Annotated in this window: 26 protein-coding genes; all 26 read left to right on the top strand. The window is 64.1% G+C overall.

Translation table 11 applies throughout. The features are described 5' to 3' along the window. The first annotated feature begins 37 nt into the window (after positions 1-37). Positions 38-472 carry a GNAT family N-acetyltransferase gene (locus ASD22_RS12570; protein ID WP_056083772.1) on the top strand — a complete coding sequence of 145 codons (435 nt, stop codon included), beginning with the start codon at positions 38-40 and terminating at the stop codon, positions 470-472. 70 nt (positions 473-542) lie between these two features. Then, positions 543-971, top strand: a complete 429-nt coding sequence (locus ASD22_RS12565; protein WP_056083769.1) for a GNAT family N-acetyltransferase — start codon at positions 543-545, stop codon at positions 969-971. A gap of 176 nt (positions 972-1,147) precedes the next feature. Then, a complete protein-coding gene (locus ASD22_RS12560) occupies positions 1,148-1,882 on the top strand; it encodes an alpha/beta fold hydrolase (RefSeq protein ID WP_056083766.1) in 735 nt (244 codons plus the stop codon). 41 nt (positions 1,883-1,923) lie between these two features. Continuing rightward, entirely contained in the window at positions 1,924-2,517 is a 594-nt protein-coding gene (locus ASD22_RS12555; protein ID WP_235577628.1) for a YdeI/OmpD-associated family protein, read from the top strand. A gap of 227 nt (positions 2,518-2,744) precedes the next feature. Continuing rightward, positions 2,745-3,128 (top strand): cupin domain-containing protein, encoded by a 384-nt coding sequence (locus ASD22_RS12550; RefSeq protein ID WP_056084296.1) that lies wholly within the window; start codon positions 2,745-2,747, stop codon positions 3,126-3,128. Then, complete coding sequence (locus tag ASD22_RS12545) at positions 3,128-3,754, top strand: glutathione S-transferase (RefSeq protein WP_056083764.1); 627 nt, start codon at positions 3,128-3,130, stop codon at positions 3,752-3,754. The genes ASD22_RS12550 and ASD22_RS12545 overlap by 1 nt, the downstream gene beginning before the upstream one ends. 27 nt (positions 3,755-3,781) lie before the next feature. Beyond that, entirely contained in the window at positions 3,782-4,411 is a 630-nt protein-coding gene (locus ASD22_RS12540) for a dihydrofolate reductase family protein (RefSeq protein WP_056083761.1), read from the top strand. A 48-nt stretch (positions 4,412-4,459) separates the two neighbouring features. Continuing rightward, complete coding sequence (locus tag ASD22_RS12535; RefSeq protein WP_056083757.1) at positions 4,460-5,071, top strand: hypothetical protein; 612 nt, start codon at positions 4,460-4,462, stop codon at positions 5,069-5,071. 387 nt (positions 5,072-5,458) lie between these two features. After that, positions 5,459-5,866: a hypothetical protein gene (locus tag ASD22_RS12530; RefSeq protein WP_056083754.1), complete on the top strand. Its 408-nt coding sequence runs from the start codon at positions 5,459-5,461 to the stop codon at positions 5,864-5,866. Positions 5,867-5,938: 72 nt separating this feature from the next. After that, entirely contained in the window at positions 5,939-6,424 is a 486-nt protein-coding gene (locus tag ASD22_RS12525; RefSeq protein WP_056083751.1) for a hypothetical protein, read from the top strand. A gap of 111 nt (positions 6,425-6,535) precedes the next feature. Next, a complete protein-coding gene (locus ASD22_RS12520) occupies positions 6,536-6,787 on the top strand; it encodes a hypothetical protein (protein WP_056083749.1) in 252 nt (83 codons plus the stop codon). 169 nt (positions 6,788-6,956) lie between these two features. Beyond that, a complete protein-coding gene (locus ASD22_RS16445; RefSeq protein WP_082520246.1) occupies positions 6,957-7,358 on the top strand; it encodes a GFA family protein in 402 nt (133 codons plus the stop codon). Positions 7,359-7,697: 339 nt separating this feature from the next. Further along, positions 7,698-8,225 (top strand): GNAT family N-acetyltransferase, encoded by a 528-nt coding sequence (locus ASD22_RS12505; RefSeq protein WP_056083741.1) that lies wholly within the window; start codon positions 7,698-7,700, stop codon positions 8,223-8,225. A 51-nt stretch (positions 8,226-8,276) separates the two neighbouring features. Further along, positions 8,277-8,753 carry an AraC family transcriptional regulator gene (locus ASD22_RS12500; protein ID WP_056083738.1) on the top strand — a complete coding sequence of 159 codons (477 nt, stop codon included), beginning with the start codon at positions 8,277-8,279 and terminating at the stop codon, positions 8,751-8,753. Then, complete coding sequence (locus ASD22_RS12495; RefSeq protein WP_056083735.1) at positions 8,750-9,172, top strand: VOC family protein; 423 nt, start codon at positions 8,750-8,752, stop codon at positions 9,170-9,172. The genes ASD22_RS12500 and ASD22_RS12495 overlap by 4 nt, the downstream gene beginning before the upstream one ends. Then, positions 9,169-9,390: a hypothetical protein gene (locus ASD22_RS12490; RefSeq protein WP_056083732.1), complete on the top strand. Its 222-nt coding sequence runs from the start codon at positions 9,169-9,171 to the stop codon at positions 9,388-9,390. Before ASD22_RS12495 ends, ASD22_RS12490 begins: the two co-directional genes overlap by 4 nt. Next, positions 9,387-9,665, top strand: a complete 279-nt coding sequence (locus tag ASD22_RS12485; RefSeq protein ID WP_056083729.1) for a hypothetical protein — start codon at positions 9,387-9,389, stop codon at positions 9,663-9,665. The genes ASD22_RS12490 and ASD22_RS12485 overlap by 4 nt, the downstream gene beginning before the upstream one ends. Before the next feature lie 67 nt (positions 9,666-9,732). After that, positions 9,733-10,203, top strand: coding sequence for an SgcJ/EcaC family oxidoreductase (locus tag ASD22_RS12480; RefSeq protein ID WP_056083726.1), 471 nt, complete (start codon positions 9,733-9,735; stop codon positions 10,201-10,203). A gap of 93 nt (positions 10,204-10,296) precedes the next feature. Continuing rightward, complete coding sequence (locus ASD22_RS12475) at positions 10,297-10,668, top strand: nuclear transport factor 2 family protein (protein ID WP_056083723.1); 372 nt, start codon at positions 10,297-10,299, stop codon at positions 10,666-10,668. 43 nt (positions 10,669-10,711) lie between these two features. Then, entirely contained in the window at positions 10,712-11,119 is a 408-nt protein-coding gene (locus ASD22_RS12470) for an SRPBCC family protein (RefSeq protein ID WP_056083720.1), read from the top strand. 31 nt (positions 11,120-11,150) lie between these two features. After that, a complete protein-coding gene (locus ASD22_RS12465) occupies positions 11,151-11,426 on the top strand; it encodes a hypothetical protein (protein WP_156459007.1) in 276 nt (91 codons plus the stop codon). Beyond that, positions 11,423-12,088 (top strand): cation transporter, encoded by a 666-nt coding sequence (locus ASD22_RS12460; protein ID WP_056083714.1) that lies wholly within the window; start codon positions 11,423-11,425, stop codon positions 12,086-12,088. The genes ASD22_RS12465 and ASD22_RS12460 overlap by 4 nt, the downstream gene beginning before the upstream one ends. Continuing rightward, positions 12,081-12,641, top strand: coding sequence for a YdeI/OmpD-associated family protein (locus tag ASD22_RS12455; RefSeq protein WP_056083711.1), 561 nt, complete (start codon positions 12,081-12,083; stop codon positions 12,639-12,641). Before ASD22_RS12460 ends, ASD22_RS12455 begins: the two co-directional genes overlap by 8 nt. A gap of 1 nt (position 12,642) precedes the next feature. Then, a complete protein-coding gene (locus tag ASD22_RS12450) occupies positions 12,643-13,056 on the top strand; it encodes a hypothetical protein (protein WP_056083708.1) in 414 nt (137 codons plus the stop codon). Between the two features lie 73 nt (positions 13,057-13,129). Beyond that, positions 13,130-13,459 (top strand): hypothetical protein, encoded by a 330-nt coding sequence (locus ASD22_RS12445; RefSeq protein WP_156458392.1) that lies wholly within the window; start codon positions 13,130-13,132, stop codon positions 13,457-13,459. A 28-nt stretch (positions 13,460-13,487) separates the two neighbouring features. Further along, positions 13,488-13,862: a hypothetical protein gene (locus tag ASD22_RS12440; RefSeq protein ID WP_056083700.1), complete on the top strand. Its 375-nt coding sequence runs from the start codon at positions 13,488-13,490 to the stop codon at positions 13,860-13,862. Positions 13,863-13,873: the final 11 nt, after the last annotated feature.

Below are 13,873 nucleotides of genomic sequence, written 5' to 3'. Positions count from 1 at the left end.
TTCACTCCGGCATCGGGCACCGCATGAAGGATTTCACATGACCGGCGACATCTTCGTGGCCCATTCGGATGAGGACATCCTGTCGTGCTTTGCCGCCTTCAGTGCGCTGCGGCCGCACTTTCAGGAGCAGGCGTTCCTGTCCCAGGTACGTCGGCAGCAGGCGCAGTCCTACCAGATCGTGGCGTTGAAGCATGACGGCAAGGTTCAGAGCGCCGCCGGCTTTCGGTTCGCGGAGTTCCTGGCGTGGGGAAAAGTCCTCTACATAGACGACCTGACGACCCTGCCCGGGGCCACGTCACAGGGCTTTGCCGGTGCGCTCATGGACTGGATGGTGGCGCATGCCAGGGCCAACGACTGCCAGGGCGTGCACCTGGACACGGGCTATACCCGGCACGCGGCGCACCGGTTGTATCTGCGCAAGGGACTGCAGTTGAATTGCCACCATCTGGCGCTTGATCTGGGCCAGGACTGACGAGTCACTCAAGCTCGCGTTCCTTCGCGCGACTTGATCCAGGCATCAACCCCTCAAGTATTTTCGCCCTATGGAAGAACTCCGGATCACCACAGAAGCGGCCGAGCTGGATCTCCAGCTCATCCATCGCTTTCTCTCGGAACAGACTTACTGGGCCAAAGCCATTCCTTTCGCCGTGGTCGAGCGGGCCGTTGCCAACTCACTTTGTTTTGGCGGCTTTCTCGGCAAGCGGCAGGTCGCGTTTGCCCGCGTCATATCCGACTACGCCACGTTCGCCAATCTGGTGGACGTTTTCGTTCTGCCGGAACATCGCGGCAAGGGCTACAGCAAGGCGCTCATGGGCGCGGTCTTTGCTCACCCGCAACTTCAGGGCCTGCGCCGCTTCACCCTCGCCACCGGAGATGCGCATGGGCTGTACGCCCGGTTCGGGTTTACGGCACCTGCGCATCCGCAGACGCTCATGGAGCGCTATGCGCCGGATGTCTATGCCGCGCCGTAGCGAGGCTCTGCACCAGGAGTAGCCACAGCCTACGGACTGCATATCGAACGCGCCATCATTCAACGCTGGCGTTGAGCGCACCTGCAGAAAGCTCCACCTATGCTGCCGGGCATCGATGACGTCGGGCAACAAGCCACCATCCCCACGAGAACCGAAAGACGACGAGGGCACTCCGGATGAATGAGGGAAGCAGCAACCGTTTCGATTACTCCGTCGGCGAACAACAGTACGCAGGCGCGCTCTACAACGCTTCGATCGCCGAGCCTGACGCGGCGATCGTGTTGCTGCCGGACTGGCGTGGGCAAAGCGCTCTTGCGGGCGATCATGCCGCGTATCTGATGGGCATCGGCTGCACCGTGGCCATTGCCGACCTGTATGGCGATGGCTTCAATCCGGACAACCCGGAGCAAGTGGGGCCGATGGTAAAGCGCCTGCTGGAGAACAGGGCTCATGGCGTCACGGCGCTCGCCGCATGCGTGGCGCGACTTCGCCAAGAGGTACCGGTGGGGACACCGGTGATCTGCCTCGGGTACAGCGCGGGAGGCATGATCGCGCTCGATTACGCGCGTAGTGGCGCCGACGTCGCGGGCATCATTTTGTGTTCCGCGCTGTTGAAGACGGCAGCGCCAGGCATGGATACCCGCATCGAGGCCCCGGTTTTGATTCTTCAGGGGACACAGGATCAGGTCTCGCCGATGACAACGATCGACTCGGTCATCGCCGAGATGGATGCGGCCGGAAACGATGTGCGCTTCGAACTCTACAGTCAGACGCATCACGCCTTCGACAACCCGGAGGCCGGCACCGATCCCACGGCACGGCTGGTCTACTCACCGCGGTCGGCGCGTCGCGCAAGGCTCGCGATCGCGCGTTTCATCTCGGAGGCGGCCGCGCAGGTCGGGGATGCGTGATGGCATCCTCGCGCCATGGCCCGCCAGGGGAAGCACCGGGAGTGAACACCCGAACCAGGCGCGCTGCCGAACTGCCAATGCTTCACTTCGAGCAGCCATCGGGCTGGGCGACCTGGCTGGATGAAAATCACGCCGCATCGCCCGGGGCATGGCTGCGGATCGCGAAGAAAGGCGCGGACGCGCAATCGGTGTCGTACGACGAAGCCATCGCCGTTGCGCTTTGCTTTGGCTGGATAGATGGGCAGAAGAAGGCGCACAGCGATCGATTCTGGCTGCAGAAATTCACCCGGCGCTCGGACAAGAGCGTTTGGTCGAAGATCAACCGCGACAAGGCACTTGCCCTGGTCAAGGCCAGGAAGATGAAACCCGCCGGGCTCAAGGAAATTGAGCGGGCAAAACTCGACGGGCGCTGGGACGCTGCCTATGACTCCTCCAGCAAGGCCACGGTGCCCAGTGATTTCCAGTCTGCGCTGGACGGCAATGCGCGGGCCAAGGCGTTTTTTGGCACCCTCGACAGCAGGAATCGGTACGCAGTTCTGTTCCGGATTCAAACCGCCAAGAAGGCCGAGACGCGCGCCAAACGCATTTCGCAGTTCGTGCTGATGCTGGAGCGGCACGAGAAGGTCCATCCATGAGCACTCCAGGGGCCGTTGCCGCAAGTTGATCCGCACGCGGCACCGGCGTCGCGATCCTTCTTGACCTGCCATCGGCCTGCCGTGGCGTCGCAAAAGTATGATGGTTGGGAAGCGCCTTGGGTTGCATTGGCGCGCAGGCTGCAGCTCTGGCAACGGCATGGCTGCCGCAAGCTGACGATTTGTTTCAGGCGGCTCTGCCGCCGCTCACTCCCACGTTGGACCGCATCATGGATCATCGTATTTCAGGCATCGACACGGCGGAGCACTACACATGGGGCGGCGTCTGCGATGGCTGGCACCTGCTCAAGGACCCCACGCTCAGCGTGATCCAGGAGCGCGTGCCGCCGGGGGCGAGCGAGACGTCGCATTTTCATTCGCAGGCACGCCAGTTCTTCTACGTGCTTTCGGGCACGGCGACGATGGAGTTCGAGCATGAGGCGGTGACGTTCGCCGCCGGCCAGGGGCTGCATGTGCCGCCGGGCTCGCGGCACCGTTTCACCAACCGTTCGGACGCCTACGTGGTGTTTCTCGTCATATCGTCACCCACGACGGCCGGCGACCGTACCAATCTGCCCGACGCGGCGGCGCCATCCCATCTGGAGGCAAAGTGATGCGACTGATCGGCATGCTGGATTCGCCCTACGTGCGGCGCGTCGCCATTTCGCTGGAATGCCTGGGCATCCCGTTCGGGCTCGAGCCTATCTCGGTGTTCAGCACGTACGCGCAGTTTCAGCGCATCAACCCGGTGGTGAAGGCGCCGACGCTGGTGTGCGATGACGGCGAGGTGTTGATGGATTCCTCGCTGATCCTGCAGTTCGTCGAAGCGACCCGGAGCGGTGGCGATGCGCTGTGGAGCCTCGGCGACGCCACGCGCATGCAGCACGAGATGCGTGCCGTCAGCCTGGCATTGGCGGCTTGCGAGAAGAGTGTGCAGATCGTCTACGAGCGCAAGCTGCGGCCGCCGTCCGCGCAGTACGAGCCGTGGGTGGAGCGGGTGCAGGGGCAGCTGCTGGAAGCCTGTGCCGCCCTGGAGCGCGAGGTGCAGACGCGTCAGCCTGTTTTTGCGGAGCCACGCCGTCAGGCCGGCATCACCACCGCGGTCGTCTGGCAGTTCACGCAGTCCATGCTGGCGTCGATCGTGGTGGCGGAGAAGTATCCGGGCCTGGTGACGCTGTCCGCCCGCATGGAGCGCACGCCCGAGTTCCGGAAGTACCCGCCGGTGGGCCCGGGTGCCTGAGCAACGCGTCGATAGCGCGAGGAAATCATGAGCAAGGTTTTCGTCAATATCGGACTCAGTCTCGATGGCTACATGGCGCCGGAAGGGATGACCATGGGCAGGCCCGAGTACAAGGGCTGGGGCGCCAAATGGGGCGCGATGATGGCCTGGATACTCAACCAGCAGTACTTTCGCGAGAAGCTGCTGAAGCTCGATGGGGGAGAAACCGGCCCGGTCAATGATCTGGTTCGCCAGACTGCCGAGCGCAGCGGCGCCAACATCATGGGCAAGCGGATGTTCGACCAGGGCGAGATCGCCTGGCCGGAGGAGGCACCGTTCCACACGCCGGTCTACGTGCTTACCCACGAGAAGCGCGAGCCGTGGGTGCGCCCCGGCGGCACGACGTTCCACTTCGTCAACGACGGGCCGCAGCGTGCACTGGAATTGGCCAGGGAATCCGCGGGCAACCGCGACATCCGGGTTTCGGGCGGCGCGGATGTGATCCAGCAATACCTCAACCTGGGTGTGGTCGACGAACTGGAGATCGCACTGGCGCCCGTGTTGTTCGGCAGCGGCCGGCGCCTGTTCGAAAACCTGCACGAGCCCGGCCCGGCGTTTCGCATCGACCGCATTCTTGACGGTTCGGCCGCCACCCATTTGCGCTATGTACGCCAGTGATGTCACCCGACGATTCGCTGCACCCTGCACCCACACCAGGAAACGCCCATGTCGAAAGCAAATGGATTTCTTTCCGTATACGCCGGCCTGCTGACTGTTTTGCTGCTGGGTGGCCTGGCTTATGGCGCTGGAAAGCGCGCCATCACCACCGATGAGATAACGGTTCAACGCATCAACATTGTCGAACCGGATGGCACGCCACGGCTGATTATTTCCAACCACGCGAAGCTGCCCGGCGTGCTGGTACATGGCAAGGAGAAGCCGCTGGATCGACCCCAGGCCGGCCTCATCTTCCTCAATGACGAGGGCTCCGAGATTGGCGGGCTGATCTTCGGCGGCAGAAAAGACAAGGACGGAAAGGTGCGTGATTCCGGCGGCAGCCTTTCATTCGATCGCTATGAAGCAAACCAGGTGGTGCAACTGCTTGGCGTCGATGATTCGGAAGACCGCTTCGCCGGGCTGGCGATCTCCGACAGCCCGGCGGGCAACGACGTTCGCCGCAGGATCTGGCTCGGGCGCGGCGATGATGGCGAAGCCTCATTGGCGCTGCTCGATGGCGCCGGCAACAAGCGTATCGTCATGAAGGTCGCGGAGAACGGCGAGTCCAGCATTTCCGTTCTGGATGCCACGGGCAAAACGGTCAAGGAACTGTTGCCCTGAATCGCACGCAAAGCCGCGACGTGGTCGATGTATTCCATATGACAGGGTTTGCTGGCGGCGGCGACAAAGATGCTCCTGGATGTCGGGACACCCGCCAGGGCTACCCGTCCAGTTATCACGCCGCTTTCGTTCCGGATCAGGATGGCAGCAACATCGAAGCCGTTTGTCGCCCGTTGCAGCGCACGTGGCGTACTGCTTTCCGGCTGCGTGGCGCATGGCGACAAATCATTGGCATGCAGCGGTGAAAGCCAACCACTCCCGGGGGGATTCCAGTTCGTTGCGGGCGCCGTTGCACGGCGTCAATTCGCCAGCTACCTTCACGCATGATGTTCGTCCAGACGAAGCCGCTTCGCGGATCGGTTCAATTCGGTTATCAGGCGGTAGAACATGACGACATTACGTCTGGAAACAGAGCACGGAACGACGCTGACCAACCCGTCTTCCGGGCAAATCGCGCAGGCTCTCTCCTCTCTCGATGGAAAATCGAATGCGTTCGCGATCCTGGCGCGCGCTGATCAGGTTTATGTCCAGACCTCCGGCTCCGGCTCGAGCGGATTTGTGCTGGAGTATCGGGACGGCGATGAGGTGTCTCATTTTCAAGCCAGCAACAAATCGTTGCCGCTCGACGTGATCCAGGATGTATTTGAAAAATATGCCGAGGGTGATTCGGCATGGAAGGAGTCGCTGGTATGGGAGCCGTTGTCCGCCGGCGAAATCAGGGTGCCGGCGAAGTGGTTGGTGGCGGCCGTGATGGCGGCACTTGCGGCTATTGCATGGGTGGCTGTTGCCGCCTGACCGTTCATTCGGGCGGCCATCACCGGACGGGCATGGCTGATCTCAGGGTTGTAGTGCACAGGGGAATCTTTCGTGAGCCAATTCAACAAGACCACACGGTTTTTCAGCGTCATGCTCGTGGCCGGCGGCGGCGTCGGTGTCGCCATGGTCATGATCCTGGGTCTCAAGCTTCTTCCACAGGGTTGGTTGCTGCTCGTTCCACTGGCTGGGCTTGCCGCACTTTTCGCGTGGGCAGCCTTCACCGGCATCCGCTTGTGGCAGGGCACACCTTACGGTCGGCGTTGGGCGCCGATTCTGTTTGCGTCGCAGATCCCGATGTTCTCGCTGCAAGGCATCCGGTATCAATGGTTCACGGGCGCCGAACTTTCACCGACCGTGCAACTTGGCACTGGCAGCGTTCCACTGGGCTTGAGCGTCAATCTGGGTGCCAATGGCCAGTTCTTCTTCGGCGATGAAGCCGCCGAGCTCTTCATCGGCCTGAACCTGTTTGCGGTTGTCGCGCTCGTGCTGCTGCTGCGCGCCAACAGCTCATTCAAGCGGCGACTCGCCACTCATTGATCGCAGCACTGGGCAAACGGGAGACATCAATGCGCTCTGTGTGGTTGATCGCCGTGGCGACAGGACTCGGCGTGCCCATCCACATCCCAGACCACACGGAGCAGGTCCCTGATGAAATGTCCTCACTGCAACACCTCGATCAGCGTGTTCTCGAAAGAGATGAACCGCTTCGGAAAACGCAAGGTCTGCCCCCACTGCGGTGAGGGCGTCACGCTCGGGGTGAGGTTCGCGTCGGTAGCGCTGTGGTTCATCCCCGTGATCGCCCTCTCCCTGGTGCTGCATCGTTGGCTGGGTGGTGGCGCAACCGCACTGGCTTCTGTCTTGCTGTTGCTGCTGTCCCTGAGGTTGAAGCCGGCGGCATAGCGAGGCCTCAGGTGAGCGCTTCACTATTCGCCCCAAGCCACAACCGGGCCGGGCCGTCATTGAAAACCAAAGCGGCGCCACGTTCGTGATCGAGAACATCAAGCGGCCTTGGCCGCTCGGCCGGCGTGGAGGTTGGTGATGTGCGGCATTTCATGCACTGGAGGTTTCCATGCAAGCAGAACATCTTGGGTCGTGCCTTTGCGGTGCCGTGCACTTCAAGGTGACCGGTACGTTCGAGCGCTTTTATCTCTGCCATTGCGCGTACTGCCGCAAGGACACCGGTTCGGCGCACGCCGCCAATCTTTTCTCGTCGACAGCTACGCTTGAGTGGCTCTCCGGGCGGGAACAGGTGAACACCTTCAACCTGCCACGGACGCGGCACCTGCGGTGCTTTTGTTCGGTCTGTGGCTCGGCGCTACCCTTCGCCTCACCGGGGATGCTGGTGGTTCCCGCGGGCAGTCTGGATACGCCGTCTTCCATCGTCCCCGATGCCCATGTTTTCATGGCGAGCAGGGCCTCCTGGGATCGTGACCTGGCATTGGCGCCGGGTTTCGATGCGTTCCCGTCGTAGGTGCCGGCCATCATTGCGTCGGACCGAACGCGAGACACCGATGGCTTTTGCACATCCCAACGCAGGTTGCGGGCTTTCAACAGGAGAACGACATGTGCGGTGCAAAACGGAGTGGCTACCTCTTCATGGCGGCCGGTTGCGCGTTCTTTCTGGCGGCGTATCTCGGCGCGCAGGTCGCCTTCTACGGAATCGCGGCCGCTTTCATCGCCATCGGTGTTTCCCGCGTGGCTCGGGCCAGGCGTCGTTAGCGCACCGGGGCCCGACGATGGGGCACGACCCTGATCCCGGGCAGGCCGGTCCACGGCTGCTCACCGTATCGTCCGACACCGCTGGAAACCTATGCCGCCCGAGACACTGATCAGACCCTGCCTGCCCGGCGACGAGCACGCGCTTGCGCTTGTGGGACAGGCGACGTTCCTCGAAACCTTTGCGGGCCTGCTGGCCGGCCCGGACATCATCGCCCACTGCGCCAACGCCCATGCGGTGGCGTTGTATCGGGACTGGCTGGCCGATCCCGATTACCAGCTGTGGCTGGTCGAGACGCCGCAGGGCCGTGCGCCGGTCGGCTTCATGGTGGTGGCGCCGGCGCGGTTGCCCCTGCCCGATCTCTCCCCGCGGGATCGGGAGATCAAGCGCATCTACATGCTGGGCAAGTTCCAGGGTGGCGGCACGGGAAAGAAGCTGGTGGCCGAAGCCCTGGCGCATGCACGCGCCAGCCACGCCGCGCGCCTGTTGCTTGGCGTCTATGCGGGCAATGCGGCCGCGATCGGGTTTTATGAGCGGGTGGGTTTCGGCAAACTGGGCAGCCGCCAGTTCGACGTCGGCGGGCAGAGCTACGACGACAACATCATGGGCATGTCGGTGTAACGCGCGGAAAGGCCTGCGCCGCGCGACTCCGGCACCGGGCACGGAGACACGATGAGTCAGAGTCCCGAACTATTGCGGCGGTTGCTGCGCGCGAAGGACCGGATGGACGCCGCGCCCCATGAGCCGTGGCCGATCAGCCGGCTGGCGCAGGTGAGCGCGGTGTCCGAAGCGCACTTTGCGCGCCAGTTTGGCCAGGCCTTCGGCGTGCCGCCGCATCGCTACCTGCTTACGCGCCGCATCGAGCGCGCCATCGCCCTGCTGCGCGATACCGACCTGCCCGTTACCGAGGTCGCGTACCGGACCGGCTGGAACAGCCTCGGCACGTTCGGGCGCATTTTTCGCGACATCACCGGCGAGAGCCCCGGCGAACTTCGCGCCCGCGAGCGGCCAGCCCCGCACGGGCGGGATGAGGCGCCCGAATGCCTGGTGCGTGCCGCGCATCGGCCGGATCTCAAGACCGCAGTTTCGGAGAAGCGGCGGCGGGAGGCAGACGGTAAAACAGGGATCCAACCAACGGAGGCTCCATGAATCAAGGCATAAATGTAGCGGGCGTGTACGTGCGCGATCAGGACGAGGCACTGGCGTTCTATGTCGACAAACTGGGTTTTCGCGTGCACACGGATGCCCGCAACGGCGATTACCGATGGCTCACGGTGCAGCACCCGGAGCAGCCCTCGTTCCAGCTCGGCCTGTTCAAGCCGGGGCCGCCGATGCACGACGCAGCCACCGCGCAGGCACTGTGCGAGGCCGTGGCCAAGGGCGCGATGCCGCCGCTGGTGCTGGTGGTGGATGACTGCCGCGCGGCCTACGAGCGCATGAGCGCCAGCGGGGTCGAGTTCATGCAGGAGCCGGTGGATCGCTACGGCACCGTGGACGCCGGCTTCCGCGACCCTTCCGGCAATGGATGGAAGATGATCGAAAGCTCGCCGTCGCGGGAGGCGCAATGAAACGGGGCGGCTGGATGCGGCAGAGCCATCGCTGGCTGTCCATCGTTTTCACGGCAGCCGTGGCCGCCAACTTCATCGCCCGTGCGCTGGCGCCGGGCGAGCCATCGCCATGGCTGACCTACGCGCCGCTGCCGCCGCTTTTCCTGCAGCTGTTTACCGGCCTGTACCTGTTTGCGCTGCCGTATACCCGCAACGGACGCGGCGTGCCGCAAGCATGACGCTGGCCACGCACGAGCCGCTGTTGACGATGGCCCGGTCGGCCCTGGAGCAGATCGAACCGCTCGCGGCGCAGGGCTGGGCGCCGGCGCAGAGCATCGCCCGGCAGTTGCGCTGGTGCGTGGCATGGGCGTCCGGCCAACCCGGCCCGGATCGCCCCGGCCCGTTCTCCATGGGGCTGATCGCCACGCGGGAGCTGGACATGTACGGCGACCGGCCCGAGCTGGCGGAGCTCATCAACCGGATTCAGCAGGAAGTCGAGCGCGCGCTGGCGTAGTCTCCGTGCGATGGGCGGCTCGCCGCCGCTTCGCTGCAACGTCTGGCCACTGAGCCACGGAGGCACCATGAAAGCGCTGATCGCCGGAATCGTCTTGCTGGCCGTGTCCATGGCGACCTCGGCACAACCCCCGAATGCCGAAGCCGCCGTGCGGCAGACGGTGCAGGCCTTCTATGCGGCCTTCAACGCCCACGGGTTCGACCATGCGGCCGATTTCACCACCGACGACTGGAACCACATCAACCCGTATGGCGGCAGGACCCGCGGCCGCGCGCAGGTCCTGAAGGAGCTGCATCAGGTGCACGGCAGCTTTCTCAAGGGCGTGTCGGACAACATCGAGCAGCTGGACGTGCGGTTTGCGGGCAAGGAAGCCGCGGTCGCGACCGTGACCAGCCGCATGAGCACGTTCACCAGCCCGGACGGCATAAGGCACGTGAACGAGCAGCACATACGCACGTTTGTCCTGGCCAAACGCGGTACGCGGTGGTTGATCATGCAGGATCAAAATACCGTGGTGGCCGCGCCACCGGGGCAATGAGGCACGAGCTGCAGGTTCACGCATCCGGCGCGGCGTTCAGGCTGAATACCCGGAAGCGCGTAGCGTTCCCTACCTGACAACGAGGAGCAGGCCATGGCCAGCAAAGCCGATATCGCCACCGAGTTTCTGTCCCTGTGCGCATCCGGAAAGGTGCGGGAAGCCTACGACCGCCACGTCGCCGAAAACTTCCGGCACCACAATGCGTATTTCCCCGGCGATCGCGATGCCCTGCTGACCGCGATGGAGCAAAGCGCGCAGTCCGAGCCGAACAAGTCGTTCACCGTACGGCAGACGATTGAGTCGGCCGATCGCGTCGCGGTGATGTCGCACCTGCGCCGCGCGCAGGTCGATATGGAGTACGCCGTGGTCCACATCCTTCGCTTCGAGCAAGGCAGGATTGTCGAGATGTGGGACGTGGCCCAGGAAATCCCGCGGGATTCCCCAAACCAGCTCGGCATGTTCTAGCCTCGGTAGCCCGCGCCCGACCGCAGCGAGCAGGAACCACAACATGAAGATCACCGTTGACGCCCTCGCCCACGCGCCCATCGCCAGGGTGTGGGCGGCCTACACCACGCCGCAGGACATCAGGCAGTGGAACGCCGCGTCCGACGACTGGCACACCACCCGCGCCAACGTCGACCTGCGCGTGGGCGGCGAATTCTCGTCGCGCATGGAGGCGAAGGACGGCAGCGTGGGCTTCGACTTCGCCGGCACCTATACCCGGGTCGAGCCGCACGCCTTGATCGAATACACGTTTGGCGACCGGGTGGGCCTGGTCGAGTTCGTGGCGGTTCCGGAAGGGATCATGGTGCGCGTCACTTTCGACGCGGAAACGGACAACCCGGCCGAGATGCAGCGCCAAGGCTGGCAGGCCATCCTGGACAACTTCGTCAGGTACGTCGAAGGCCATCGTTGATGCGTTGCCGGCCGACGCGGTTTCGACATTGATGCACCGACCACGCCTTCCGTCGCGGCTGCTGTTTGGCGCGTCCTGCGCATGCGCCATGGCGGCGGTGCCGTTCGGCCTTTTCTACTACGCGCTTTACTGGCGCTACCGCGGCTTGTTCAATGAGGAAGGCCGCTACCTCGACCCGCAGGAGCTGGTCGTGCATCACGCACAGGACGCGGTGCTCGCGGTACCGGCAGGCTTGTTCGCGCTGCTGGCCATCGTGTTGTTTGTCGCCGGCTGGCTCCATCGCCGGTCCGAAACGGAGACCCCATGAGTGATTGCTGCTCCAGCAAGGCATGCCAGCTCGACGCACTGCGTCGCCGGCAGACATCGACGCTGAAGATCGTGTTGCTGATCAACGCGGCGATGTTTTTCGCCGAATTCGCCGCGGGATGGGCCGCGGGGTCGGTGGCCCTGGTCTCGGACTCGCTGGACATGCTCGGCGATGCGCTGGTCTACGGTTTCAGCCTTTACGCGGTAACGGAGAGTCTGCGGACGAAGGCGCTCGCGGCCCGGATCAAGGGCCTTATCATGGCCGCGTTTGCGCTGGCGGCGTTTGGCCAGGTGGTCTACCGGCTGCTGGTACCGCAGGTTCCCGCTTTCGAGGCGATGGGCGCCATGGGCTTGTTGGCGTTGCTGGCCAATGGTGTGTGTTTCGCCCTGCTGTGGCGCCATCGCACCGACGACATCAACATGAGCTCGGTGTGGTTGTGCTCGCGCAATGACCTGATTGCCAACGTGTCGGTCATCGCCGCGGCCGGTGGCGTGTTGCTGACGCACTCGGGGTGGCCCGACATGGTGGTGGGCGTCGCCATCGCGGCACTGTTCACCCGGTCCGCGATCACGGTCCTGTCGGAATCGGGGCGTGAACTTCGTCGTGCCGACGCCGATCATCAGCCAACCCCATCGATACCCGCAGGGCGATCCCATGACTGACGCCGGCGGAAAATCCACGTTCAAGGCCAGGCTGCTTGGCCCTGCCAAAACCGGCAAGGGTGCGTCATGGGCGTTCCTGATATTGCCCAAAGCCGCCAGCGATCGGCTTCCGCGACGCGGCAGGACCACGGTGGATGGCCACCTCAACGGCCACGCCTTTCAGGCCACGCTCGAGCCGGATGGCCAGCTGAGCCACTGGCTGAAGGTGGACGAGGCGCTGCGCAAAGCGGCCGGCGTGCAGGTGGGCGAGACGGTCACGGTGCGGATCGATCCGGTGACGCAGGAGCCGGAGCCCGAGTTGCCATCCGACCTGCGCGACGCACTGGCCGCGTGCCCGGAGGCGCGAACGGTTTGGGACGGCACCACGACGCTGGCGCGGGTGGACTGGATTCACTGGATCGAATCGGCCAAGCAGGCCAAAACGCGGCAGAAGCGGGTGGATGAGGCCTGCGACAAGCTCGGCGGCGGACAGCGACGCGTCTGCTGCTTCGATCCCTCCGGGTTCTACAGCAAGTGCCTCAGCGCACCGCAAGCGGCGGATCAGGACGCGTGACATGAGCGAATCATGGACGCGCCCGCCACCGCCTGCGCGCTCGACGCTGGTCGAGTGGGCACGCCTGCTGAAGTTTTTCCGTTACTACCGTCACTACGGCGGCCACTCCATCATCGAGGACGAGTTTGTGGTGGCACTGGCACCGGATGCGTTTACGCGCGAGCTCGGTGAACAACTGCTCGCCATGGCCCGGGCGCACGGGCAATCGCCCCACATCGACACCTTCGACGATCGCGTTCTCATCGGCGTCACCGACGCGGAAACATACAGCGTCACGCCGCGTTCGCTGCAGGCCTCGATCGAGCTGGAGTCGCTGCTGACGCCGTTGGCGGGCGCGCTGCTGGAACCGCCGATCGACAGCAGGCATTGTTTTTCTCCGACGCACCATCCCGAGTTGTGGGCCGAACACCGCTGAGGATTTGCTCATGACACGGCACGACAGGATCGGCACGAAGCGCAAACCGCTTTTCGTCCTCGTATTTTTCGCGATGTCTGCCGCTGTCGCGGGTTCGGCGCCACCGCTGCCGATAGCGTCCGGCCAGTACACGTTCCGGCACCGGTTCGCGGAGCAGCCCGACCTGCCCAGCATCTCCCTCACGGCGAAGATCCGCGGCCACCACATCGTGCTGATCAACCCGGGCAAGGCCCGCATCTTTCCGCACGGCGTGGTGGCCGAAGGCACCTTGATGTGGAACGTGGCGATCAGGCAGTGGGTCATCGGCACGGCGGCGTCGGACAGCACCACCCCCGAGGCCGGTGGCTGCAGCGAGGGGCCGGAAGTGGTCGACCTGGTGAACCGCACTTACTGGACGTGTTGATTCACGCCAATACCATCGGAAGACACGCATGAAAACAACGCTGCTGGTGGCTCCCTTCCTGCTGGCGATGGCGCTGGCCGTTTATGTGCAGGGCGGCGACTCCATCGGGTTCGCGCTGTGGAATGCGCTGCCGATGCTGGCGGGCCTGGGCATGCTCCTGGTCGGGCATCGCAGCCGCCGCGCGATGCCATGGGGACGCGTGGCGTTCGCCGTGGTCGCCACGCTGTTCATGGTCTGGTTCCATCTCTCGTGGTTGTTCGACTGGAGCGGCGCCAGAACCAGCTCATCCACCTCGGCGCTGGCTTTCATCTTCATGCCGCTATGGGCGTTCATCCTCGGCGCCGTTGCCAGCGTGCTGGCCTGGACAACCCACCGGCTCGCCCGCCTTCGCGCCACGCCATAGCCGAACTGGCT

The sequence above is a fragment of the Rhodanobacter sp. Root480 genome (genome assembly GCF_001426645.1).
GTDB lineage: Bacteria > Pseudomonadota > Gammaproteobacteria > Xanthomonadales > Rhodanobacteraceae > Rhodanobacter > Rhodanobacter ginsenosidimutans.
The sequence above is the reverse complement of the archived record's forward strand: the minus strand, read 5'-3'. Positions and strand labels throughout refer to the sequence as shown.